A 22,594-nucleotide genomic window follows, 5' to 3' on the forward strand; every position below is an offset into this window, starting at 1 on the left:
AGATCTCCCCGATTGCGGCTCACGTTCCACGGTGCGTATGTGTTGCCTAACGACACGTGCGCGCCGTGCTCTGTCCACACTCACGGCTTCTGCGCTGAAACGACGTACTCAAAGAGTTCTCTCTTCGATGTACGCTTCCGAAGCGTGCGAATCCTTACATCTTCAAAACCTGCCAACTCGAATAGTGCCGCGAAGATACGTTCAACGGGAAGTAGCACATCAAAAAATTTTGAATTTCCGACAATATAGTGGATTGTCCCGCCTGATTTGACAACCTGAAATAGCTGATTGCAATGCCGCATCATGTCATAGAAGTATTTGTGGACATAGCGCGACAAAACTGGGCTATGCCGATTAATATCCATCAACAGCGTATAAAATTCGTCAAAAGGAATCGCTACATCTGCCTCAGGCGTCCACTTGGCGACCTTGCTGGTAGCAATGCCCCAGGTACCACCAATCGCCTGCCAGTCAAGCTCACCTGCCGCTCGTCCGTCTCTCAGGTAGCCAAGCCAGTACATGTAGGGCCGCAGTTCACGGATGTAGCTCATCCGATTCGGATAGGGCGGCGAGGTAATCACACACGAGTAGCTATTCGTCGGAAGCGCTGTGGTTAAGCTGCGAGCATCACAGAGTAATACTCGTGGCTGCCGTACGATTGGAGAGTGAGCTGAGGCTGCAATAGCGGCTACAGATTTTTCCCAGCTGGCAAGCACTAAATCTGAGTCATCCTCGAACAGCAACGACATCTGTGCGCTTTTTTTGAAGGACATGGATTGATGGGCAAAGCTGGCATTCGATTGGTCGATCATGGTGCGGCAAAATGCAACCTTGAGCAGGTTGACGCTGGCCCCCGGCAGCGACTCCGCCTGGCTATTGATGCGATAGAGCATGTGGGCAAGCGTTTGAAGCGTTTGATGACTCCACCATTTCTCTATTTGATGGAGCGGCGGTATCCATAGCGGTTCAGCAGGTGGATGTTGGATTACTTTAGCGATGGCTGCTGCCGCGACTCCAAAGGCATCAAGGTCTGCCGTATCGTAAGCGTGTGTTTTTGTCTCAGACAGCCACACAAGGAAAGGGTTGATGTCGCCTGTCTCGCACTCAACCCCGCGCTCTGCGCAAACAAGCGCAGTTGTCCCGGTTCCACAGAATGGATCAAGTACTACGGCATTTGTGCTTGCATACTTGTCGAGTAGCTCTGCGACAAGATGGACAGAGTAGGCAGGTGTGAGCCTGAGCCAGCCATAGCGCGTCTGCTTGAGGTTGCCTTTAAAGGTGAGATGATCATGCCGAGTGATCGTGTTCTGAGTTGCCATGCTGTTATACCTCAAGAAGTGTTTTCAAAACAGTCTCAAGCTCAGCTTTGATCTGGCTTGTATAGCTCTGGTAGAAGCGTGCAAGATCATAGCCCAATACTTCACGGCAAAATGCATAGGTGCTACTTACCGTCGATCCGTGTGTCGTACCTGTCAGGAGCAGCCATTGCGCCTGCCTATAGCGCAGAGCTACATCTTGATCTATTTGTGTGGATAGCAAGACTAATACTGGCATATAGAAGTTGGTGTAAGCATTTGAAGCATTCGCTATATCAGCATTTTGCCGTTTCGAGTCCTTGCTCTTATAGCCCTGCCGCACTTCAAACACAACGCCTTTAATTTGCTCTCGCATCTTGTGATTCAAGCGCAACTGATCTGCCGCTGCTGCAACCCATTCTTGCACACGTGCTCTAATCATTGGGTTTCGGACATGATCAAATTGGATTCGCCCATCCAGTGTGAGCTTCCTTAGCTTACCTTGGGCGATTGGTACTTCATACGACCATGTGGCTTGTTCAGCGGAGAGGCCAAGGCTATCTCGAAGCACGTTACGAAAAATCCACTCACCGCCAATCCCAAGCTGCCGATAGATGGAAGTCATGCCGCCCGCTGCTTTATGAGCAGCATACATCAGAGGACTATCCAGCCCAACCCAACTATAAAATGAATCAGCGCGATACATCTCTTGGAATTGTTCCAGGGATAGCCCGCCTTTGCGACCTTTCCCAAACATCGGTTTGTATTGAGCGCAGGCACGCAGGGCAACGACCAAAAGCTGGAAATATTGATCTTCGCGTGTATTACCATGAGCAGGCTGTAGCTCTGGTTCGGGGATAAGCTCCTCTGGCTCATCATCGAACGAATCGTCCTGTGCTGTCTGGCCTTCATTCACTGCTGCTGCTCCTTGCCTGGGACCTTGCTGGTTCATTAGCTTGGTAGGGTAGCATACTTCATTGGATTGCGACAGTTGCAGAAAGGCGCGGCTGAAGTGCTCACCGTAGCAGGTGTTTGCACAAAGCGGCCTGGTAATCGATGAACGATAGACTAACCAAGCTGCTTAGCGCTGAGATGAGGCGGCATAACAGCGAATAATTCGCAAAGCATCGTCCTCGCTTGCTGCGCGTGCAGGGCGCTGCTACAATCCGCGCAGCAGCCGGTACATAGAGGAGTACCTATGGTAACAGCGTTTGTAATGATCAACATCGAGAAGCATCGAACGTCGGAGGTCGCGCAGAAGATCGTCGAGATCGAGCATGTGGCCGAGGTGTATAGCGTCACGGGCAAGTACGACCTGATCGCGATCTTGCACCTGCCGAGCTACGAGCAGCTCGCCGAGGTCGTGCCCGATCAGATCGCGATGGTCGATGGTGTGACGGACACCGAGACGACGCTGGCCTTTCGCGCCTTCACCCGCCGCGAGCTTGACAGCGCCTTCGACATCGGCCTGTCATAGCACACGAAAGAACAAGAGAACAAGAGAACAAAACGTTCTTTCCTTGTTCCCTTGTTCCCTTGTTCCCTGGCGTTGGGGGTGAGGGCCTCCTACGGCGCAACCACCGCCTCGACCTCGGCTACCTCGACGGCAGCCTTTGGCCGCTGGCGCTCGGCCAGCGTTGCCACGGCGATGCCCACCAGCAGCACCGCGCCGCCGATCAGCTGGAGGGGCTGGATTGGCTGATCCAGCAGCAGCACGGCCATGACTGTCGCGCCGATCGGCTCGCCCAAGATCGCCACCGTGACAAATGTCGCCGACAGGTACTTGATCGCCCAGTTGAACGCGGTATGGCCTAGAAGCTGCGGCCCGATCGCCAGGCCGAGCAGCAGCAGATAGGCCAGCGGCGGCAGGCCCAGCAGCGTCTCACCCGCCAGCAGCATCCACGCCAGCAGCACGATCCCCGCCGAGCTATAGACCAGCCAGATGTAGGGCACGATCGAAAGCCGCGCGCGCACGCTGCGACCGATCAGAAAGTAGCCTGTGACTGTCATCGCGCCCAGGAGCGCCAGCGCGTCGCCCAGCAGCGGATTGCTGCCGCTGCCGCCCGTTCCATCGCTGAAGCCCACCAGGAGCGAGCCGCCCATCGTGAGCAGCACGCCGAGCCACACGCCCCACGACAGGCGCTCACGGAAGACCAGCCACGAGATCAGCGCCACAAAGACCGGATTGGTCGTCACGAGCGCCGTCGAGGAGGCGACTGACGTGAAGGCCAGCGAGCTGATCCAGGTGGCGAAGTGCAGCGCCAGGAAGACGCCCGCCATAAAGCCCCACAGCCAGTCTCGGCGATCGATCCGGCGCAGCTCGTCGCCTTTCCAGCCCCAGGCGAGCGGTGTCAGGATCAGCGCCGCGCCGGCCACCCGTCCGGCGGAGACGGTCAGCGGATGCACGCCGAGCGTGATCGCCTGATTGATCATGATCGCGGCGGTCGATGCGATCACCACGCCGACTAACAAAACCAGATAGGGAAAAATCGTCCGTTGTTGCATGAATTATCCTTGTATGCCTGCTTCGGCTTCGTCGCTTCGTCGCGCGCTTGACATTTGGTTGGGCTGTCCACGCCCGGTGGTTGCCAGCACGATCACCGCGCCCAGCACACACGCGCCGCCGAGCATCTGCCAGCCGTTGAGCGGCTCAGGCGGCACGACTACCAGCCAGCCGAGCAGCGCCGCGATGACCGGCTCGATCGTCGCCAGGATCGAAGCGTTGGATGTGCGTACGTATTGCAGGCCGATCGTAAAACAGGTTGGTGCCAGGAGTGAAGCTCCCAGCGATACGCCCAGGAGATAGGGCCACGCGCCCGGCATCTGAAGGGGTCGTAGCGATTCGTGGAGCGGCTGCGTTGCGAGCAGCACCAGCGTCCCGATGCCCAGCGAGTACGCCACGACGGTCCATGCCTGATAGCCGCGCCGCGTACCTTCGGCGCTCCACAGGCTGAATGCGGCGTAGCTCAGCCCCGACAGGAGGCCAAAGAGCAGCGCCGCGCCGCTGACCGTCAGATTGGCGGGATTGAATATGTCGGCAACCAGCGCGCAGCCGCCGATCGCCAGCGCAAGCGTCACGAGCTTGCGGCTGGTCAGCCGCTCGCCCTGGCGCAGCGCCGACCAGATCGTGATCCAGATCGGGGCGGTGTAGAGCAGCACCGCCGCTACCGCCAGCGGCCCGGTCGTGGTCGCCTGGATGTAGCACAGAAAAAAGGCCGCCACGCCGACGCTGCCGAAGACCACAAAATAAGGCCAGTCCCGTCGCCTGACGTATAGCGCGCGCGGGCGGAGAAGACCAACCGCGACAAACAGGACGCATGCCGCGATGCCCGCTCTGTACGTCACGATCACGCCTTTGGATAGGCCGTACTGCTCGCTGAGTACGCGGTAGAACAGTCCCAGCGTCGCCCACAGGCTTGCCGCGATCAACACCAGGGCATAGCCGCGTAGCTGTTTGGTTGTCTGCTGCATGCACCGTAGGATACCCAACAGCGCCGATCGACACAAGGGACAAACGTCTGATCGGACATTTCTGGTATACTCTGGGCCTGATGACGACACAAACGATTGAACGAACCAAACCAACTGATCGGAGCTGGCGCTGGGCGCAGCCTATCACGCGCTGGGCGCTGCCCTCGGCCCTGGCGCTGCTGGCGCTGGCGGTCTATCTGCCCACGCTCTCCGACGTGCATACCTTCGATGCGCTCTCGTATATCCGCGATGTCGATCAGCGCGCGGGCTTCTTTTTCCATCCGCATCATCTGCTGTACAGTCCCACCGGCTGGCTCTTCTGGCAGGGCTGGCGGCTCTTCGGCTATGGCGGCGGCTCCGAGCTGGCGCTCAAAGTGCTGAATAGCCTGGTCGGGGCGGCGTGCGGCTTTGGGCTGTACCGCCTGACGCTGCGGCTGACGGGCGTCTGGTGGGCTGCACTGACGGCGGCGGGCCTGCTGCTCTTCAACTACGGCGTCTGGTACTTTTCGGTTGAGGTGGAAGTCTATCTGCTGGCGCTGGTCTGGCTGCTGGCGGCGCTGGCGCTGCTGATCGAGCTGGTGACGCAGCCGCGTCGTCGTACCGCGCCATTGCTTGGCATCAGCCTTGGCCTGGCGGCGCTTTATCATCAGACCAACGGCCTGCTCGTGCCGGTGGTGATCGCCGGGGTGCTGCTCAGCCCGACCGTTTGGCGCGAGCGGATCAAGCAGGTACTTATCAGCGGCAGCCTTGCGGGCACGATCGTCGCACTGGGCTATGCGCTGGTGGGCTTTGGCTACAACGGCTACCGCTCGCTCAGCCAGCTTCGCGACTGGATGTTTTTCTTTGTCGAAACGGGCTGGTGGGGTCATGCTACCCGCGACCGCCTGACCGATCTCGGCGCGGGGCTGGGCAACACGATCTCGACGCAGGAGGCGTTGCCCTTCTGGGCGGCGATCGTCGCGCTGCTGCTGCTGGGCCTGCCCGCTGCCGTCTGCTGCTGGCCGCGCATCGTCGCGATATGCGGCCTGTGGATCGCGGTCTATGGCGGCTTCTTTAGCTGGTGGGAGGGCGAGAATATCGAGTTCTGGATCGGCACGCTGCTGCCGCTCTGGCTGCTGCTGGGCCTGAGCCTGGCCCGGCTTGGCGGCACGAACGCGGTCGGACCACTCGCGCGGATCGGGCGAGCGCTGAGCGCTGCCTCGGTCGCGCTGCCGCTGCTGCTGCTCTGGCATAACTACCCGATCGTTCAGCGGCGCGGCGATGCCTCCCAGGATTTGCAGCGGCAACTGGCCGACGGGATCAAGGCCGCTACCGCGCGCGACGATCTGATCATTCCGCCCGGCGGCGTGATGGAGCTGTACCTGCCCTACTACGAAGATCGACCGAACGTGCGCACGATCAACGGGACGCTCTTTGAGGTCGGCGGGGATATTCCGGCGGCGTTCGAGCGGCTGCGCGGCGAGATCACAAACGGGCTTCACGCCGGGCTGACGGTGATCGTCGGGCAGGAGACGATGGAGTTGCAGGAGCGCTACCAGCGCTATCCGATCACCCAGGCGATGCTGGATCAGTTCTGGCAGCCGTATCGCGCGGCGTTCGAGCCAGCGGTGACGCACAAGGGCACGATCTATTACTGGCGGCTGCCCGGCGCGACGGAATTGGCGCGCGGCGCGGGCTGGCGCTGGTCCTCGTTCGATTGGGGCTGGCAGGCGGCCAATGTGCAGGATGCGCGCTTCGAGACGGGCTGGTGCTTCAATCCGCAGACCGATCCGGCGCTGGTCAGTCCGCTGCTCAACGTCGACGCCGCCGAGGTCGCGGCGCTGGAGATCACGATGCGCACGACGGCGCAGGGCGAGCACGCGCAGCTCTTTTTCGCGGGTCCCGACGGCATGATGTCCGATGATCGCTCGGTGCGCTGGCAGGTGGAGGGCGACGGCACGCCTCACACCTACACGGTGGCGCTGGCGGACGTGCCCGGCTGGCAGGGGCGGATCGAGCGGCTGCGGCTTGATCCGCTGGCCCTGGGCGACGGCACCGCCGCGACACGAACCTGTATCGAAAGCCTACGATTGGTAGGCTAGCATAGCTGAGGAGTTTGAGCGATGGCGTTGACGATGGATGATGTGCGCAAGGTTGCGCTGCTGGCCCGGCTGCGGCTCAGCGAGGACGAGCTGACGCTGATGCAGCAGCAGCTTTCGTCGATTCTGGACTACATGCAGATGTTGCAAGAGGTTGACGTAACGGACGTTCCGACGACCGCCCAGGTGACGGATGTGGTCAACGTCGTCCGCCCCGACGATGTGCGACCGTCGCTGCCGGTTGACGAGGTGCTGGCCGCCGCGTCGCGCCACGAGGAGGGCTACTTCAAGGTTAAGCCCGTCTTCGAGTAGCGCGGAGTTAGGGAACAAGGAAACAAGGAAACAAGAGAACAAGGAAACAAGAGAACAAAGTGCTCGGTTCTTTTGTGTTCCTTTGTTCTTTTGTTCTTTTGTTCTCCGTTCTTCCGCCTGCAACCTTCGGCAAAGCTGGCACGTCAAATGCTCACTTGAACGATGCTAAAGGGGCGGAAACCTATGAACGGACGATCACGGAATCAAACCTGGCTCTATATTCTCGCGCTGGTCGGCGTGCTGGTCGCGATCTACTTCGTCTATCAACTGCTCACGGCGGGGCTTCAGGCCTATCTCGCGCTGATCGCGGGCGTGATGCTGTTGCTCGGCAACTTACCTGAGCTGGTGCGCTCGCTGCAACTGCGGACGCTGGACAAGTCGATGCTGAATACGCTGGTGGGCCTGGCGCTGATCTGCTACTTCCTGGGAACGATCATTTTGACGCCGCTCTTCTGGCCGCTGTCGATCCTGATGCTGGTGGCGGCGCTCCCGCTGACGCTCAACCGTGTGGGAGTGGCGCGGGCCTATCTCAACGCGGCGCGTGGCCTGGTAGGACAGGCGCGTCATCTGATCCGCTATCGCCAGCGCACGCTGTAAATATACCAGGCAGCAATCGACACGAACGGGCGGCTGTACAGTCGCCCGTTTTGTGTTGGGAGCGGAACGGCTGCGGGCGCTCTGTCTGGATCGTGGGTCCATCCACAGATTGTCGTTTAGGGCAACGTATGGCATACTGTCAGCCTATGACAACAGCGGCAGAACATTCCAAACAACCGACCTTCGCCGACTACGACGACGCCTACTTTGCGACGCTGTACGGCGATATACCGCGCCAGACGGCGATCGATGTGGCGCGCGACCGATTGATTCGGCGGCTGGTGATGCGTCACTCTGCGGGCGGCAGCCTGCTTGAGGTCGGCTGCGGCTTCGGCTACCTGCTGGCGGGCTTCGACCGGCGCTGGCGGCTCTACGGCACGGATATTTCCGCTCATGCCGCTGCCGTGGCGCAGCGTCGCCTGGCACATGCGCACGTGCTGGCCGCCGATCTCCAGCAGGGCATTCCGTTTCGTCTCCGGTTCGACGTGCTGATCGCGGTGAACGTGATGGAGCATCTCTCCGATCCACGCGCCGCAGCCGAGGGTATCGCCAAAGCGGTCCGGCCCGGCGGCATCTTCGTCGCGCATCTGCCCACGATCAACAACGCGCTCAACCGCTGGATCTACGCCCGCACCTACGAGCGCGATCCGACGCATGTCTATCGTCCATCGGGCGTGGAGTTCAACCGTCTGCTGGAAGACGCTGGCTTTCGCACGCTGCATGCGCTCTACTGTCCATTCTGGCCGGCCCGGCTGTGGCAGCGTCTCAAGCCTCATCCGGCCTATCTGGCAGTTTTTGAGCGCCGGTAGCCCGGTGAGAGAACAAAGCGGGTGCCATGCCCAGAGGGCACCCGGCGAAGGAACACGAGAACAAAGGGGAGAACAACGAAACAAAGAGCAAAGAACAAAGGGAGAGAACTCGAAACTTGGAATGTGAAACTCGAAACTTGAAACTCGGAGCAAGGAACAGGAGTTTTGCGGAATATGAGCCTCTTACCAAGCACATACATCGAGCAGATTGCCCGGCACGAGGGCCAGGATGTGACGCTGGCGGGCTGGGTCTATCACAAGACCGAAAAAGGCAAGCTGGTCTTTATTCAACTGCGCGACGGCACCGGCACGATCCAGTGCGTGGTCTTCAAGAAGAATGTGAGCGAGGAGGCGTTCGCGGCGGCCAAATCGCTGACGCAGGAGTCGTCGGTGTATGTCACGGGCAACGTGCGGGCCGACGAGCGCGCGCCCAGCGGCTTTGAGCTGGATGTCAAAGATCTGCGCGTCCAGTCGATCGCGAACGAGTATCCGATCACGCCCAAGGAGCACGGCACCGAGTTCTTGATGAACCATCGGCATCTGTGGGTGCGCTCGGCCAAGCAGCACGCGCTGCTGCGGGTGCGCGCCGAGGTGATCGCCGCCGCCCAGGAGTTTCTCAACGAGCAGGGCTTTATCCGCTTCGACACGCCGATCTTGACGCCGGTCGCCGCCGAGGGCACGACCAATCTGTTCTCCACAGAGTACTTCGAGCTGGGCAAGGCGTATCTGGCGCAGACCGGCCAGCTCTACGTCGAGGCAGGCATGCTCAGCTTCGGCAAGGTCTACTGCTTCGGCCCCACGTTCCGTGCTGAGCGCTCCAAAACGCGGCGGCACCTGACCGAGTTCTGGATGATCGAGCCGGAGCTGGCGTTTGCCGATCAGGATGATAACATGGTGCTGCAAGAGAACTTTGTGAGCTATATCGTGCAGCGCGTGCTGGAGCGCCGCCGCGACGATCTGGTGACGCTGGAGCGCAGCACGGATGCCCTGCAAGAGGTGAAGCCGCCGTTTCCGCGCATCAGCTACGACGAGGCGGTCGAGATGATCAACAAGGCCGCGCGCGAGGGCGTGACCGTGCCGCCTGAGGATCAGCCGCTTCCGCCGATCGAGTGGGGCGAGGACTTTGGCTCGCCGCACGAGACGTTCCTGGCCGCGCAGTTCAGCAAGCCGGTCTTTGTGGTCAACTATCCTACCGAGGTCAAAGCCTTCTACATGCAGCCGGTCGAGGGGCGGCCCGAAGTGGTGCGCTGCGCCGATCTGCTCGCGCCAGAAGGCTACGGCGAGATCATCGGCGGCTCGCAGCGCATCCACGATGTCGATCTGCTTGAGCAGCGCATCCGCGAGCATGGCCTCAACCCTGAGCACTACCAGTGGTATCTCGATCTGCGGCGCTACGGCACGGTGCCGCACTCCGGCTTTGGCATGGGCATCGAGCGCTGCACGGCCTGGATCGCCGGGACGCGCCATATCCGCGAGACGATTCCCTTCCCGCGCCAGTTGTATCGCATCTATCCCTAGCGCTCGGCGCTTGTCGGTCGCGCAGCCGCCAACCTATCAATGGGCGGATGGTTTCCGATAGTTCGCAGATTGCAGACCCCCCGTGCAGAGGAACGTTTCATGCCTGAGCAGCCAGCGGAGCGCCCGCGCGCTCGCGATCTTCAGCTATCGATTGGCCGCTTTTCGCCCGGCCCGTACAACGCGATCACCGATGTTCCGGGCGTGCGCGTGGGCCACACCACGCTGATCTCCGGCGCTGGTCCGCTCGTCGTCGGCCAGGGGCCGGTGCGAACCGGCGTAACGGTGGTGTATCCACATGAGGGCGATGTCGGAGCCGATCCAGTCTATGCGGGCACGCACGTCCTGAACGGCAACGGCGAGATGACCGGCGTGCTCTGGATCGATGAGTCGGGCTTCCTGGCAACGCCGATCGCTCTGACCAACACACACAGCGTGGGCGTCGTGCGCGACGCGATGATCAGCTACATGGTTCGGCAGGGCGCAGCCTTCGAGACAACCTGGAGCCTGCCGGTGGTCGCCGAAACCTACGACGGCATCCTCTCCGACATCAACGGCATGCACGTCCGACCGGAGCACGTCTGGCAGGCGCTCGACACCGCCGCGTCGGGTCCGGTCGCGGAGGGCAATGTCGGCGGCGGCACGGGCATGATCTGTCATGGCTTCAAGGGCGGCATCGGCACCTCATCGCGGGTGCTGTCGGAGCGCTACGGCGGCTGGATCGTCGGCGTGCTGGTGCAGGCCAATCATGGAGCGCGGCACCGGCTGACGATCGACGGCGTTCCCGTCGGGCGCGAGCTGGGCGGAGAGAAGATCCCTGTGCCGCGCTTCGACGCGCCAGCCGGTGCCGGATCGATCATTGTGATCGTCGCGACCAACGCGCCGCTGCTGCCGCTCCAGTGCCGTCGGCTGGCGCAGCGGGCAACGATCGGCATCGCGCGGACGGGCGGAGTTGGCGAGAACAGCAGCGGGGATTTATTTCTGGCCTTTGCGACCGGCAACCGTTCGCTCGGCACGCCCGCAGCGGACAACATGCTGCATGTCCGAAGCCTCCCCAACGACGCGATGACGCCGCTTTTCGAGGCGGTCGCCGATGCGACCGAGGAGGCGATCGTGAACGCGCTTTGCGCCGCGACAACCACCCTCGGTGCCGATGGCAGGACGGCGTATGAGCTACCAGCCGATGAGCTGGCGCGGATTATGCGGCACTATCGGCGGCTGCCGGACGAGCGCTGCTGATCTCCCACCAGCCGGACATGCATCTGCACTCATCGCCGCCAGCACCCCATAAACAGAGCGCAAGATCGCCAGCGCTGATCTTGCGTATTTACAATTCTTTTCCGACACGGTATAGTTCTGCTACACATGACTCGGCTCCGTGCCTCGCCCTGAGTCAATCCAGTATTTCCGCCAAAGTCAGCTCATCGCCGGTCACATCTGGGTGCCTGTACCACCGCCAAGGAGTTGATCGCTGCCGCCACTGCCCGGTATCGTAACGATTGAGCGCCTGTCTACTTCAAGGTAACGCTGCTACGTGTCCCGTGTCGTCATCCTTCATTGCTCAACCTTCAGGTATCAAGGAGGTCCTATGATTCGTCACCGCCTGCTCGTGTTAGCAACCCTCGTCAGTATGTTCAGCCTGATCGTGGCGACGGCCTCGGTTGCAGGTGCGCAAGGTAAAGGACGTGGACGGCTGCAAGCCGCGTATCGTGAGGCGGGCGGGCAGCGGCCTGCCTGGGTGACTCATGCGCTGGAGCGAAGTCTGGCGCATTTCGAGCGCAAAGGCCAGGCGCGCGAGACATTCCGGCTGCGCGGTGCCGACCGCGACGACATCGCGACGCATGTCCGGCTCGACCAGTACCATCGCGGGCTGCCGGTCTTCGGCGGCCAGATGATCGCCCACCTCGACGCCAGGGGCACGGTCCTCTCCGACAACGGGCGCTTCTACACTGGCCTGGCGCTCGACACCACGCCGCGCCTGACGGCCAAAGAGGCGATCGATGTGGCGGTGGCGGCGCTGGACTACAGCGGCTCGTTCGCTGAGCCGCCCACGGCGCGGCTGCTGGTGCTGCCGCGTGACGAAGGCGCGGTGCTGGCGTATCAGGTGGGCCTGCGGATCGAGGATGGCACCGAGGCGACCGCCAACCATCAGTACTTCGTCAATGCTCAGGACGCCAGCGTCGCGCTCTACTATAACCAGATGGATAGCGCCAACGCGATCGGCACGGGCAACAGCCTCTACAGCGGCTCCGTCAGCATCAATGCCGATATGGTCGAGGATGGCAGCTACGAGCTGCGCGACCATACGCGCGGCGGTATGGAGACGGTCGATCTGGATCATGCGCATGGCGGCAAGCACAAGTTCTTCAGCGACAGCGATAACCTGTGGGGTGACGGCACGGTCCACGATCGGCAGAGCGCTGGCGTCGATGCGCACTTTGGCGCGGCCCAGACCTGGGATTACTTCCTCAACACCTATGGGCGGCGCGGCATCGACGGCAACGGCTACGCGATGCTCAGTCGCGTCCACTATGGCAAGAACTACAACAACGCCTTCTGGAATGGCCGCAGCATGACCTACGGCGACGGCGATGGCCGGTTTTTCAGCCCGATGGTCGCGCTGGATGTCGCCGGACATGAGATTACCCACGGCCTGACCGAGAAGACGGCAGATCTGATCTACGCGGGCGAGTCCGGCGCGTCCAACGAGTCGTTCTCGGATATTTTCGGCACCGCCGTGGAGTTCTACACCGGCAGCGTCGGCGGTCGAGAGCCCGACTATTTTATCGGCGAGGATATTCTGCTCATTCGGGATATTCGGCCAGGATTCCGCAACCTGGAAGAGCCGCTGGAAGATGGCGATCCCAACCACTACTCCAACCGGTTCTATCCCGGCACCTGCCAGCCGAACCCGAACAATGATAACTGTGGCGTCCACAGCAACAGCGGCATCCAGAACCAGGCGTTCTATCTCATGGCCCAGGGCGGCACCAACCGCACGTCGGGGCTGAGCGTGAGCGGCATCGGCCACCAGAAAGCGGAGGCGATCTTCTACCGCGCGCTGACCGCCTATCTCTTCCCCAGCGCCAACTTCAGCGATGTGCGCGCGGCCTGTCTGAGCGCGGCGGCGGATCTCTACGGCGCGGACAGCGTCGAGTATGCCGCGACGGCGCAGGCGTGGACTGCGGTCGGCGTCGAGTAGCCGTCCGGCCTCACCGCTAACCCCTCTCCCATTGCGCTGGGAGAGGGGCGTCGAGTTTTACGAGACGGGGTGAGGGCCTGATCGTGAGGTGATGGCGGATCGCGGGTTGAGCGCCTGCTCCTACAGGCCGCGCACCACCGTCTGGTCGCGCACCTCTTGCACGCCGGGTATATCGCTGACGACGCCGATGATATTATCGCTGTCGTCGATGTCGTCGATCTCGCCCCGGATGATCACCAGGCCGTTGATCACGGCGAGGCTCAGCCGATCCGCAAGGTGCGACGTAGCGCTATCGTCGCGCAGCGAGCGCCGCACCAGGGCTTCCATATCGTCGTCGCCCATGTGCGCGGTGTCGAGGCCGCTCTCGGCAAACTGGGGGTCGCGCGCGCTGATGTCGGTGCCCGTCGCCACCGCGATCGACTCAGGATTATCGTGGTCGAAGGTGATCGGCGGATCGATCGGCGGCACGTACGTCAGCCCTTCCTCGACCGCCTCCATCACGTCGTCGGTTTCGCCCTCGCGCAGCTCGCGCTCCACCAGCAGATCGAAGCGTTCGGCCTCGCCCTCGACAAGCTCCTGGTTGACATCGGTATCGCCCTCGTAGACATCGGTCATGCTGATGCCTTCGAGCCGATCGACATCTTCGGCGTCGATATAGGCCGTTCCATCGGTATGGCTGCCCGCGAGCTGCTTCAGAAACTCCGTACTGTGGCCCTCGTCCTGTTCGGGCGTTGGGTCGGGACGCGGCTCCTGCTCCGGGCGATGCTGCGGTGTATGTCCGGGGGGAATAGGTTGATCTCGCTCTGTCATGGAACCTCCTGCTTCCGTTTGATGCAGCGCTGCTGCCGATTCAAGCAGGTTGTGTACCGCCGGTTCCAAGTTCCAGGCTTCAAATTCAGGGGTCGCGGAAACGGAAACAAGGGAACAAGCGATCAAGGGAACAAGCGAACAGGCAAGTTGGACGTTTGTGCTTGGTGCGCCGGGTGCCGGGGTGCCATGCCCAAAGGACACCGGGTTCTTGATTCTTTCGTTCCCCGCCTCAGGGCACGCTAGGCCTCCGGCCCGACGACGACCTGGAGCGCGCGGGGTATGACTTCAAAGGTGGCGGGCTCGTTCCCCACAAGCTCGCCGTCGGCGTTGAACCACATGCCGGGCCGCGCTTCGACCCGCACTTTGCGCGCGCGCCGGAAGACGATCAGCTCGTTGTCAAGATGCTGGCCGAGGAGGATTTGCGGCACCAGCAGCGCAAGCTGCGGCATCGACGCGGTGGGCACCACCAGCACATCGACCAGGCCGTCGTCGAGCTTGGCTCGCGGCGCGATCGGGATGCCGCCCGCGACGTAGCGCGCATTGGCGATCACGATGTTGTAGGTCTGGATCTCGTGCCGCTCTTCGTCGTCAAAGGTGATCAGCGTATGGTAGTTGGTCAGATCGGGCAGCGCCATTGCCGCCGACCGGAGATAGGCCAGCGGCCCCCAGGAGCGCTTCATCGCATCGGTGAGCTTCTCGTCGACCAGGCCACTGAAGCCGCCTGCCGAGACGTTGATGAAATAGCGCGTGCTGTCGCTTGACACCCGCACCACGTCCACCAGGCGAGTCTGCCGCCGTCGCAGCAGCTCGACCGCCGCCTCGATCTCGGTGGGCACGTCGATCGAGCGGGCAAAATCGTTGCCGGTGCCGACCGGGATCACGCCAAGCTGGACGCCCTCGAAATGCCCGGCCAGGCCGTTGACGACCTCGTTGATCGTGCCGTCGCCGCCAGCCGCCACGATCAGACCGCAGCCTTCCGCCAGCGCCTCACGCACGATCTGCTGCCCATCGCCGGGCTGCTCTGTAGCCCGCAGCACCGCTCCGTCGAGCCGCTCGATCGCCGCCTCGAGCGCCGTCACGTCCTGCGCCGATCCGGCGTTGGGGTTGAGGATAACGCAGGTCTGCATTGCTCTATCGATACCTGCGCCGCCGCCCGCTGCCGCGCACGAGGCTGATGATCAGCAGCAGCAGGATCGAGCCGAGGATCGCCCAGACGATGTCGAACGAGAGCGCGGCGTTGATATTCGGCAGCAGCGCCGCGACGCTCAAGATCGGCGGCAGCCCAAGCCGACCTGCCAGCCAGCCGCCAAGGTACGCGCCGATCAGCCCGACGATGATCGACACGATAAAGCCGCCGGGGCTGAAGCCGACGATCCACTCGGCGATCACGCCGCAGATCCCGGCGATCACCAGCAGAATCAGCAATCCAATCAGCGTATCCATAAGCTAGCGCCTCCCAGACCGGGAAACATACTCGCCCGGACTGATCTCCTCAGTCTCGATGACCCGTCGATCGGCAAAGCGCGGCGGCTGGCCCAGGTTGAGCGCCCGCGCCGCAAACCAGGCGACCGTCAGCGTCGGGATCGGCTGCGTAAACGGGATCAGCGCCTCGACCGCCGCGACGTTGCGCAGCGCTTGCAGCCGGAAGCGGCTCAGAATGACCCACACGATCGGCGTCGCCAGCACGTCCAGCCCCAGGTCGAGCAGATCCAGCGCCACGACCAGGCTCAGCGGCACCGCCCGAACGGTGGTGAAAAAGTCGGCGTTGGGCGGCACGTCGATGCGCCGCAGGCTGCGGTAGATCAGCGCCAGCAGCAGGCTGCCCAGCACCAGCGCGATCAGCATCACGCTGATCAACACCTGCCCGAATGTGCGTAGTCCATCGTCCATCATTACTCCGTCCGCTGGTCGTGCGGCTGCATGTATACCCACTGCCCGACGATGGCAACGCCGAGCACCAGCGCCATCACCGCCAGCGTCGCCAGCTCCAATCGCGCGCCGAACGGTGGCTGTTCCGCCAGGCGATCGAGGATGCGAAACGGAGCCGTCAGCGGCGCGGTCAGCGCCAGCAGCAGGCCGATCGCCGGATTGTCGGGCCGCGCGGCAAAGAGCAGGGCAATCAGCCGCGCCGCCAGCGCCCCTTCCAGCACGCCTATCAGCAGCGCCCCGATGTTCTGTCGGATCATGTTTCTACCAAAAGCTATGCTACCCGGCGTACACCCGCACCCCGGCTCGCCTGGCCGCAGCCAGAGATCGCAGCGGGGCGAGGGTCCGTACCGTCTAGCGCGTCTACAGGCCGGGGCGGGTGCCCTCTGGGCAGTGCGTGTCCTCCAAAGAGTTCCCTTTCTGAGGCAGAATCAGATGAACGCTTTCCCGAAAAGGTACGTCGATTCTGCGCTAGCGTAAGGTGGAGGGTAAGATCTTGAGCTGATTGCGATACTTGGCGACGGTCCGGCGTGCCACATCGAAGCCGCGCTGCCGCAGCATCTCGACCAGCTCCTGATCGGTGAGCGGGCGATCTTCCTTGTTGACCAGCTCCAGCAGCACGTCTTTCACGCTCAGCGAGGCGGTGAAGAAGTGGCTGAAAGGGATTACCTCGTGCGACGGCAACTGCACGTGCTTGTTGGCCGTGGCGCGGCTGACCGTCGACTCATGCACGCCGATCGCGCTGGCGACCTCCGCGCGGGTGAGCGGCTCCAGATAGCGCACGCCATGCCGTAGGAATGGCTCCTGCCGCTCGATCAGGTAGTTGGCGATGCGCCGGATCGTCTCGCGCCGCTGCCTGAGATTCGTCAGAAACAACTGGGCGCGTCCGACGAACTGTGTCAGGTGCTCCTTTTCCTCCGAGGTGACACCGGCCTCGTTGCCGCGCGCCGCCTGCCGCGATAGCTCCTGGTACAGCGGATTGAGCCGCAGGAAGTAGCGCTGGCTCTCGATCACTTCCGCGACCAGCTTGCCTTCTTCCTCGCGGATGATCACATCGGGCGTGAGATACGTCGTCTGGGTGGGGCTGAGCGTGCCGTCGCTGTTGCCGCGCTCCAGCGGGTAGGGCCGCAGGTACTTGCGGATAAAATCGCGCGCCTCGACGACCTGATCGTAGCTGATGCCGAGCGCCTGCGCGATCGCGCCGTAGCGATGCTCTCCCAGGTCGATCCAGTGCTCGCGGATGATCTGCTCGACGTAGGGATGCGTGACGCCCTCCTGCTGAAGGCGGCGCAGTTGCAGCAGCAAACATTCGGGTACGTCGCGCGAGCCGACGCCGACCGGGCCGACCTCCTGCAACTTGAGCAGCACCTGCTCCACGCGATCGACATCGACCGATAGCGTGGCGGCGATGTCTTCCAGGGAGCCTTCCAGATAGCCTTGATCGTCCAGGCTGCCGATCAGGTACTCGCCGATAAAATGATCTTCGTGCGGCAGGCTGGCACGCAGATCGCGGAGTAACGTCTCGCCCAACGATGGCGGCGCGGCCACAAGCATCAGCGGATCGAACTCTTCGTCTTCGCTAGGGCCGGTATAATGGTCGCGCTCGGCCTCCATCGTGCGCAGATCTTCTTGCAAGCAGTACATGCAGGTGGTGCCCGTGAACGGACGACCACAGCGCTGGCACAGATCTTCCTGCGATTCGGTCAGCTCAAGCGCCGGGTTTTCTTCCAACTCCTGCTGGATCATCTGTTGCAGTTCCAGCGTCGAAAGAATCAACATGTTGTTCAATGCGATGAGCGCAGGTGACGCCTTCATTTGCATCTGCGGTGCCATCTGCATACCCATCGACATATCCATCATTGGCTGTTCACTCCTCATACGATCTTCTTTATATAAGCAGAAAAGATGCCGTGAGTGGGCTACTACACGCTATTATAACAGCAATGCATATGCCATCCTACAATAATAGTACCCCGGATCGGTCAAATCTGCCGCGAGTTCTTGCGGCTGCGCGGCGCTCTGCCTGGGCATACCCGCAAACACTCCGCGCTGCGATGGTTTTGACCGGGCGCTGCTCTCGTAAACTATGCTAGACTTGCGGATGTAGCGAACGCATCAAGGAGCACAAGGTGCAGGATATTTCAGATGATGTGCGGACGGTGCAGGAAGTCTGCGGGCGGATTCAGCGCCGGATCGGCCAGGTGATCGTCGGCAAGGTGGATATCGTGGAGCTGCTGCTGGTGGCGCTGCTGTGCGAGGGCCATGTGCTGCTGGAGGACGTGCCCGGCACCGGCAAGACCACGCTCGCACGGGCGCTGGCTCAGTCGCTCAACTGTGAGTTTCGCCGGATTCAGTTCACGCCCGATCTGCTGCCTACCGATGTCACGGGATTGTCCTATTTCAATCAAAAGCTGGCCGATTTTGTGTTTCGGCCCGGCCCGATCTTCGGCCAGATCATCCTCGCCGACGAGATCAACCGCGCGACGCCACGGACGCAATCGGCGCTGCTGGAGGCGATGCAGGAGCACACGGTGACGATCGACGGCGAGACGCATGCGCTGCCCCGCCCGTTTTTGGTCGTCGCGACGCAAAATCCGGTGGAGCTGGAGGGCACCTTTCCGCTGCCGGAGGCACAGCTCGACCGCTTTTTGCTGAAGCTCGACATGGGCTATCCCAGCGCCGAGGAAGAAGACGCGATCGTGCTGCGGCATGGCGTGGTCAATCCGCCGATCGAGCTGAGCGCCGTCGCCGGTGCCGAGGAGCTGCGCGCGCTACAGGCGGCGGTCGGTCAGGTGCAGGTTGCCGATGTGGTGCGCCAGTATATGATCGCGATCGTGCGTGCCACGCGCGGGGCCGACGAGCTGGAGCTGGGCGCGAGTCCGCGCGGCTCGCTGGCGCTGTATCGTACCAGCCAGGCGTATGCCGCGCTGCAAGGCCGCGCCTGGGTGCTCCCCGACGATGTGAAGCGGATGACGGTTCCGGCGCTCAGCCACCGTCTGATCTTGCATCCAGAAGCGCGGCTGCGCGGACGCTCCGCCGCCAGCGTGGTGCGGCAGATCGTCGAGCGCGTGCCGGTGCCGGTCGAGTAAGCTGCCTGGAGCAGGCTTTCGCGCTTGGCGCTGCGCACCTCGTTTGCTATACTCGCTCGTAGGCTGAGCATATTTGTGGAGAACGTATGAGCCAAAACGCTGGGCCGGATGAGGAGCGAGCCGTGCCGGAGAGCAAGGCCGAGCTGCTGAGCCGGATCAAAGATGCCTGGTCGCAGCTTGAGCAGACGATCGCCGGGCTGAGCGAGGACCAACTGACGATGCCGCGCGATGGGCAGGACTGGTCGATCAAAGACCATCTTGCGCATCTCACGTTTTGGGAACAATCGCTGCTTGCGCTGCTCCGGCACTGCGATCGGCAGCAGGCGAGCGCGCCGGACGAGACGACAACGGCGACCGTGGATCATGCCGAGATGCATGCTGCCGCCTACGAGCACAACAGGCAGCGGCCTCTGGACGAGGTGCTCAGGGATTTTCGAGAGTCGCATCAAGCGCTGGTCGTCGCGCTCGCGGTGCTATCGGATGTCGATCTGCTCATGCCTGGCGCGCACCATCCGCCTGCCGATGCGCTGCTTGACGACGACGCCGTGATTAGCTGGATCATGCGTAATACCTATGAGCACTACCTGGAGCACGATGCCTGGATTCGTGGCCTGCTCAAAGTGCGCTAGCGACCCAAGGCTATCCAGCTCTTTGCAAGCTGCGAGTTCCAGCCACGCCCCCCTAAGCGTACGCCAGGCATTCAGCGCTCGGTCGGTCGAAGCCGACACAGCTTGGCGACGATCTGAGCGCTTGCGGCTGCCGAAAGGCGGCGCGGCTGCCGGGTGATAAAGGCGGTCACGTCGGCGGCCTGAAGCACGGTTAGCGTCGGCGCTTCCAGGCTGAGATCAACCTGCGGGTGGGTAAAGACGACCAGCGGCTCAACGTGGAGGTCGCTCCTGCCGCGCGAGCCGGAACGCAGATAGCGCTCAAGCGCGTCTGCCGCGCGTCGGGCCTGCTGCGACGGGCTGCCGATATGGCCTTCCTGCGGCACGCCGCCGCGACCCATCCGGGTATAGCCCCAGGCATCGCCGACGCACTGCACCATGCCGACATGATGTTTGGCCTCGATCGCCCAGATGCCGGACGGCCCCACCAGCACATGGTCGATGTCGGCGCGCGAGCCTGGCACCGGCACGCCGTTGAGCAGCGTGTAGCTGTCGGGGAGCGAGCGCAGCAGGTGCGGCAAGACGGACTCGCCCGCCGCGCCGGAGCGTTTGATCGCGACATCTCGCTCGCTCGGCCCGGCAATCGCGGCCACGCCCAGCAGGAGCAGCGCCAGCAGGCCGCCCCCGCCCAGCAGCAGCGCCGATTGGAACTGGCCGCGCAGCCCAAAGTAGAGCACCGCGCCGATCGTGAGGATGACCAACAGCCACAGCAGCGGCTTGAGCAAGCGGCGTCGCCTGAGGCTGGATGCCTCAAGGGCCGCGAGCTGATCGGCGACATGGCTTGTGATGGTGTGTGTTTTCATGATTCTGAGAGGGGTGTTTTGCGGCGAGGCAGGGCACGATGCCGTGCCCTGCGATCATCGGAGGTGGGCTGCGTGTCTTGCGTCTGTCTGAACGCGATCAGCGCAGCCGCTCCTCAAGGTAATCTTGCAGCTCGGCGATCGGCACGCGCTCCTGGGCCATGCTGTCGCGGTCACGGACGGTCACGGTATCGGTCAGCGCGGGGTCTTTGCCCTCGCCCAGGGTGTCGAAGTCGACCGTGATGCAGAAGGGCGTGCCGATCTCGTCCTGGCGGCGGTAGAGCTTGCCGATCGCGGCGGTATCGTCGTAGACGGTGCGCATGTTGCCGCTGCGCTGCAACAGGGCACGAATGCGCTTGGCCGTCGCAACGATCTGCTCGTTGTTCTTCTTGAGCGGCAGCACCGCGACTTTGATCGGCGCGAGCGCGGGCTTCAGATGCAGCACAGTGCGGTAGAACTCGTCCGTCACCGGCTCGGCCTGGCCGCGCAGCTTGCGTGCCACCTCGATCGTCTCCGCGCCGGGCATGCCCAGCAGCGCGCCGACGCTGGCAAGGTTGCGCTCCAGATCGGCCCAGATGCGCTCGCCCGCCTCGACGATCGCCGCTTTGTGCGCCGGGTTGAGCTTCTCGTTGCGCCCCACCGACTTGAGAAACGCTTGCAGCGCCTCGCCGATCGGTTGAAGCCGCTCGGCGGGCACCGGCTTGACCTGCTCCTCGGCGTAGGCGTCGCAGAGCACCGCGAGCACGCCCCGGTCCACGCCTGCCGACGGCTCGATCACGAACGGCACGATATGCTGCTTCGACTCCTGATCGAAGAAGGTCAGCCGCTCGGTGCTGTCGGGGTTGGCGTTGACGCGCGCCGTGAGGTTGAGCTTCTCCTGGTCCTTGGTGTGCGAGCCAAGGTCGAAGTCGGTGCGGTTGGCGATGCCCTCCAGCTCCTCCGCGCCGATCGACGGGAACTTGTAGAACAGATCGTACGTGCGCTTGGAGTAGTGCGCCAGCTCGTCGCGCGGCACGTCGTAGACGCTCAGGTTCTCGCGCGAGACGCCCACGCTCTCCCACCAGCTCAGGCGATCCTGAAGCCAGCGCTCGTGCCACGCCTCGTCCTCGCCCGGCTTGACGAAGAACTCGATCTCCATCTGCTCGAACTCGCGCACACGGAAGATGAAGTTGCGCGGCGTGATCTCGTTACGGAACGCCTTACCCATCTGGGCGATGCCAAAGGGCAGCTTGCGATTGGTCGTGTCGAGCACGCTCTTGAAGTTGACGAAGATGCCCTGCGCGGTTTCAGGCCGCAGGTAGGCGAACGAGTCGTCATCGGCGATCGGCCCGACCTGCGTTTTGAACATCATGTTGAACGGACGCGGCTCGGTCAGATCGGTCGATCCGCAGTTCGGGCATGTGCCCCGGATGTGGTCGGCCCGCCAGCGCATCTTGCACTCGCGGCAATCGACCATCGGATCGACGAAGGTTTCTTCGTGGCCGGAGTAGCGCCAGACGAGCTTGTTCATCAGGATCGCCGCGTCCAGCCCCTCCATGTCGTCGCGCTCCCACACGTTGGCGCGCCACCAGGCCATCTTGAGATTGTTCTTCAGCTCAACACCGAGCGGGCCGTAGTCGTAGGTGCCCTGCAAGCCGCCGTAGAGCGCCGAGCCAGGGAAGATAAAGCCTCGACGTTTACATAACGAGACAATCTGATCCATCGTCCGAGCAGGCATAGTGGCCTCCTTGATTCGGCTGCCAGGAATCAACGATCCCCAGGCAGCAGTGCAATTGCCGCCTGGGGACGATAGTTTCTGCTACCGCGGTTCCACCCCAGTTGCGTATGCAGCGCATCAGCGCACACACGCCTCTCGTCCAAGGCCCTGGCTCCACAGCGCCATTCCCCGCTCTCACACCACCGGCTCGCACCGTCCGCCGGTTCTCTGCGCGCGCCTGAGCGGGTACTCCTCTGCTTCATCGCCGCGAAGCCAAAGGATAGCATACGCGCCGCGCGGTGACAAGGGGCTTTTGCGGGTTTTGGGCC

22 protein-coding genes are annotated in these 22,594 nt (G+C 62.6%); 10 read left to right on the plus strand and 12 right to left on the minus strand.

All coding sequences use genetic code 11. The features are described from left to right. Positions 1 to 80 precede the first annotated feature (80 nt). Positions 81 to 1,319: a DNA methyltransferase gene (locus VFZ66_00730; protein HEX6287677.1), complete on the minus strand. Its 1,239-nt coding sequence runs from the start codon at positions 1,317 to 1,319 to the stop codon at positions 81 to 83. A gap of 4 nt (positions 1,320 to 1,323) precedes the next feature. Beyond that, positions 1,324 to 2,211: a hypothetical protein gene (locus VFZ66_00735; protein ID HEX6287678.1), complete on the minus strand. Its 888-nt coding sequence runs from the start codon at positions 2,209 to 2,211 to the stop codon at positions 1,324 to 1,326. A 282-nt stretch (positions 2,212 to 2,493) separates the two neighbouring features. On the opposite strand from VFZ66_00735, the gene VFZ66_00740 reads away from it, so the two are divergent. Then, positions 2,494 to 2,772: an Lrp/AsnC family transcriptional regulator gene (locus VFZ66_00740; protein ID HEX6287679.1), complete on the plus strand. Its 279-nt coding sequence runs from the start codon at positions 2,494 to 2,496 to the stop codon at positions 2,770 to 2,772. A gap of 89 nt (positions 2,773 to 2,861) precedes the next feature. Here the strand turns inward: VFZ66_00740 and VFZ66_00745 are convergent, their stop codons facing one another. Beyond that, positions 2,862 to 3,800 (minus strand): DMT family transporter, encoded by a 939-nt coding sequence (locus tag VFZ66_00745; protein ID HEX6287680.1) that lies wholly within the window; start codon positions 3,798 to 3,800, stop codon positions 2,862 to 2,864. Positions 3,801 to 3,803: 3 nt separating this feature from the next. Next, a complete protein-coding gene (locus tag VFZ66_00750) occupies positions 3,804 to 4,766 on the minus strand; it encodes an EamA family transporter (protein HEX6287681.1) in 963 nt (320 codons plus the stop codon). An 80-nt stretch (positions 4,767 to 4,846) separates the two neighbouring features. Between VFZ66_00750 and VFZ66_00755 the strand changes: the two genes are divergently transcribed. The 7 genes from VFZ66_00755 to VFZ66_00785 all read left to right on the plus strand — a co-directional run bounded on the left by VFZ66_00755 (position 4,847) and on the right by VFZ66_00785 (position 13,279). Then, entirely contained in the window at positions 4,847 to 6,847 is a 2,001-nt protein-coding gene (locus tag VFZ66_00755; GenBank protein ID HEX6287682.1) for a glycosyltransferase family 39 protein, read from the plus strand. Positions 6,848 to 6,868: 21 nt separating this feature from the next. Then, positions 6,869 to 7,156, plus strand: coding sequence for an Asp-tRNA(Asn)/Glu-tRNA(Gln) amidotransferase subunit GatC (gatC, locus tag VFZ66_00760; protein HEX6287683.1), 288 nt, complete (start codon positions 6,869 to 6,871; stop codon positions 7,154 to 7,156). Positions 7,157 to 7,339: 183 nt separating this feature from the next. Beyond that, positions 7,340 to 7,753, plus strand: a complete 414-nt coding sequence (locus VFZ66_00765) for a hypothetical protein (protein HEX6287684.1) — start codon at positions 7,340 to 7,342, stop codon at positions 7,751 to 7,753. A 146-nt stretch (positions 7,754 to 7,899) separates the two neighbouring features. Beyond that, positions 7,900 to 8,562: a class I SAM-dependent methyltransferase gene (locus VFZ66_00770; GenBank protein HEX6287685.1), complete on the plus strand. Its 663-nt coding sequence runs from the start codon at positions 7,900 to 7,902 to the stop codon at positions 8,560 to 8,562. A 174-nt stretch (positions 8,563 to 8,736) separates the two neighbouring features. Next, entirely contained in the window at positions 8,737 to 10,080 is a 1,344-nt protein-coding gene (asnS, locus tag VFZ66_00775) for an asparagine--tRNA ligase (GenBank protein ID HEX6287686.1), read from the plus strand. 99 nt (positions 10,081 to 10,179) lie between these two features. Then, positions 10,180 to 11,316 carry a P1 family peptidase gene (locus tag VFZ66_00780; protein ID HEX6287687.1) on the plus strand — a complete coding sequence of 379 codons (1,137 nt, stop codon included), beginning with the start codon at positions 10,180 to 10,182 and terminating at the stop codon, positions 11,314 to 11,316. A gap of 349 nt (positions 11,317 to 11,665) precedes the next feature. Then, complete coding sequence (locus tag VFZ66_00785) at positions 11,666 to 13,279, plus strand: M4 family metallopeptidase (protein HEX6287688.1); 1,614 nt, start codon at positions 11,666 to 11,668, stop codon at positions 13,277 to 13,279. A gap of 120 nt (positions 13,280 to 13,399) precedes the next feature. Here VFZ66_00785 and VFZ66_00790 read toward each other — a convergent pair whose 3' ends face one another. From VFZ66_00790 to rpoN, 6 genes are all read right to left on the minus strand, one after another. Continuing rightward, the gene (locus VFZ66_00790; protein HEX6287689.1) at positions 13,400 to 14,089 is read right to left on the minus strand and encodes a BON domain-containing protein; all 690 of its coding nucleotides are present in this window, start codon (positions 14,087 to 14,089) and stop codon (positions 13,400 to 13,402) included. 239 nt (positions 14,090 to 14,328) lie between these two features. Beyond that, positions 14,329 to 15,216: a diacylglycerol kinase family protein gene (locus VFZ66_00795; protein HEX6287690.1), complete on the minus strand. Its 888-nt coding sequence runs from the start codon at positions 15,214 to 15,216 to the stop codon at positions 14,329 to 14,331. Positions 15,217 to 15,220: 4 nt separating this feature from the next. Beyond that, entirely contained in the window at positions 15,221 to 15,532 is a 312-nt protein-coding gene (locus VFZ66_00800) for a hypothetical protein (GenBank protein ID HEX6287691.1), read from the minus strand. 3 nt (positions 15,533 to 15,535) lie between these two features. Further along, positions 15,536 to 15,979 (minus strand): hypothetical protein, encoded by a 444-nt coding sequence (locus tag VFZ66_00805; GenBank protein ID HEX6287692.1) that lies wholly within the window; start codon positions 15,977 to 15,979, stop codon positions 15,536 to 15,538. Between the two features lie 2 nt (positions 15,980 to 15,981). Further along, positions 15,982 to 16,275, minus strand: coding sequence for a hypothetical protein (locus tag VFZ66_00810; GenBank protein ID HEX6287693.1), 294 nt, complete (start codon positions 16,273 to 16,275; stop codon positions 15,982 to 15,984). Positions 16,276 to 16,486: 211 nt separating this feature from the next. After that, positions 16,487 to 17,893: an RNA polymerase factor sigma-54 gene (gene rpoN / locus VFZ66_00815; protein HEX6287694.1), complete on the minus strand. Its 1,407-nt coding sequence runs from the start codon at positions 17,891 to 17,893 to the stop codon at positions 16,487 to 16,489. Between the two features lie 251 nt (positions 17,894 to 18,144). Here rpoN and VFZ66_00820 point away from each other — a divergent pair, with 251 nt between their 5' ends. After that, the gene (locus VFZ66_00820; protein ID HEX6287695.1) at positions 18,145 to 19,104 is read left to right on the plus strand and encodes a MoxR family ATPase; all 960 of its coding nucleotides are present in this window, start codon (positions 18,145 to 18,147) and stop codon (positions 19,102 to 19,104) included. Positions 19,105 to 19,190: 86 nt separating this feature from the next. Beyond that, positions 19,191 to 19,733: a DinB family protein gene (locus VFZ66_00825; protein HEX6287696.1), complete on the plus strand. Its 543-nt coding sequence runs from the start codon at positions 19,191 to 19,193 to the stop codon at positions 19,731 to 19,733. Positions 19,734 to 19,804: 71 nt separating this feature from the next. Here the strand turns inward: VFZ66_00825 and VFZ66_00830 are convergent, their stop codons facing one another. Beyond that, positions 19,805 to 20,572, minus strand: coding sequence for a nuclease-related domain-containing protein (locus tag VFZ66_00830; protein HEX6287697.1), 768 nt, complete (start codon positions 20,570 to 20,572; stop codon positions 19,805 to 19,807). 97 nt (positions 20,573 to 20,669) lie between these two features. Next, positions 20,670 to 22,286, minus strand: coding sequence for a glycine--tRNA ligase (locus tag VFZ66_00835; GenBank protein ID HEX6287698.1), 1,617 nt, complete (start codon positions 22,284 to 22,286; stop codon positions 20,670 to 20,672). Positions 22,287 to 22,594 lie beyond the last annotated feature (308 nt).

The organism is Herpetosiphonaceae bacterium (genome assembly GCA_036374795.1).
Lineage (GTDB): Bacteria > Chloroflexota > Chloroflexia > Chloroflexales > Kallotenuaceae > LB3-1.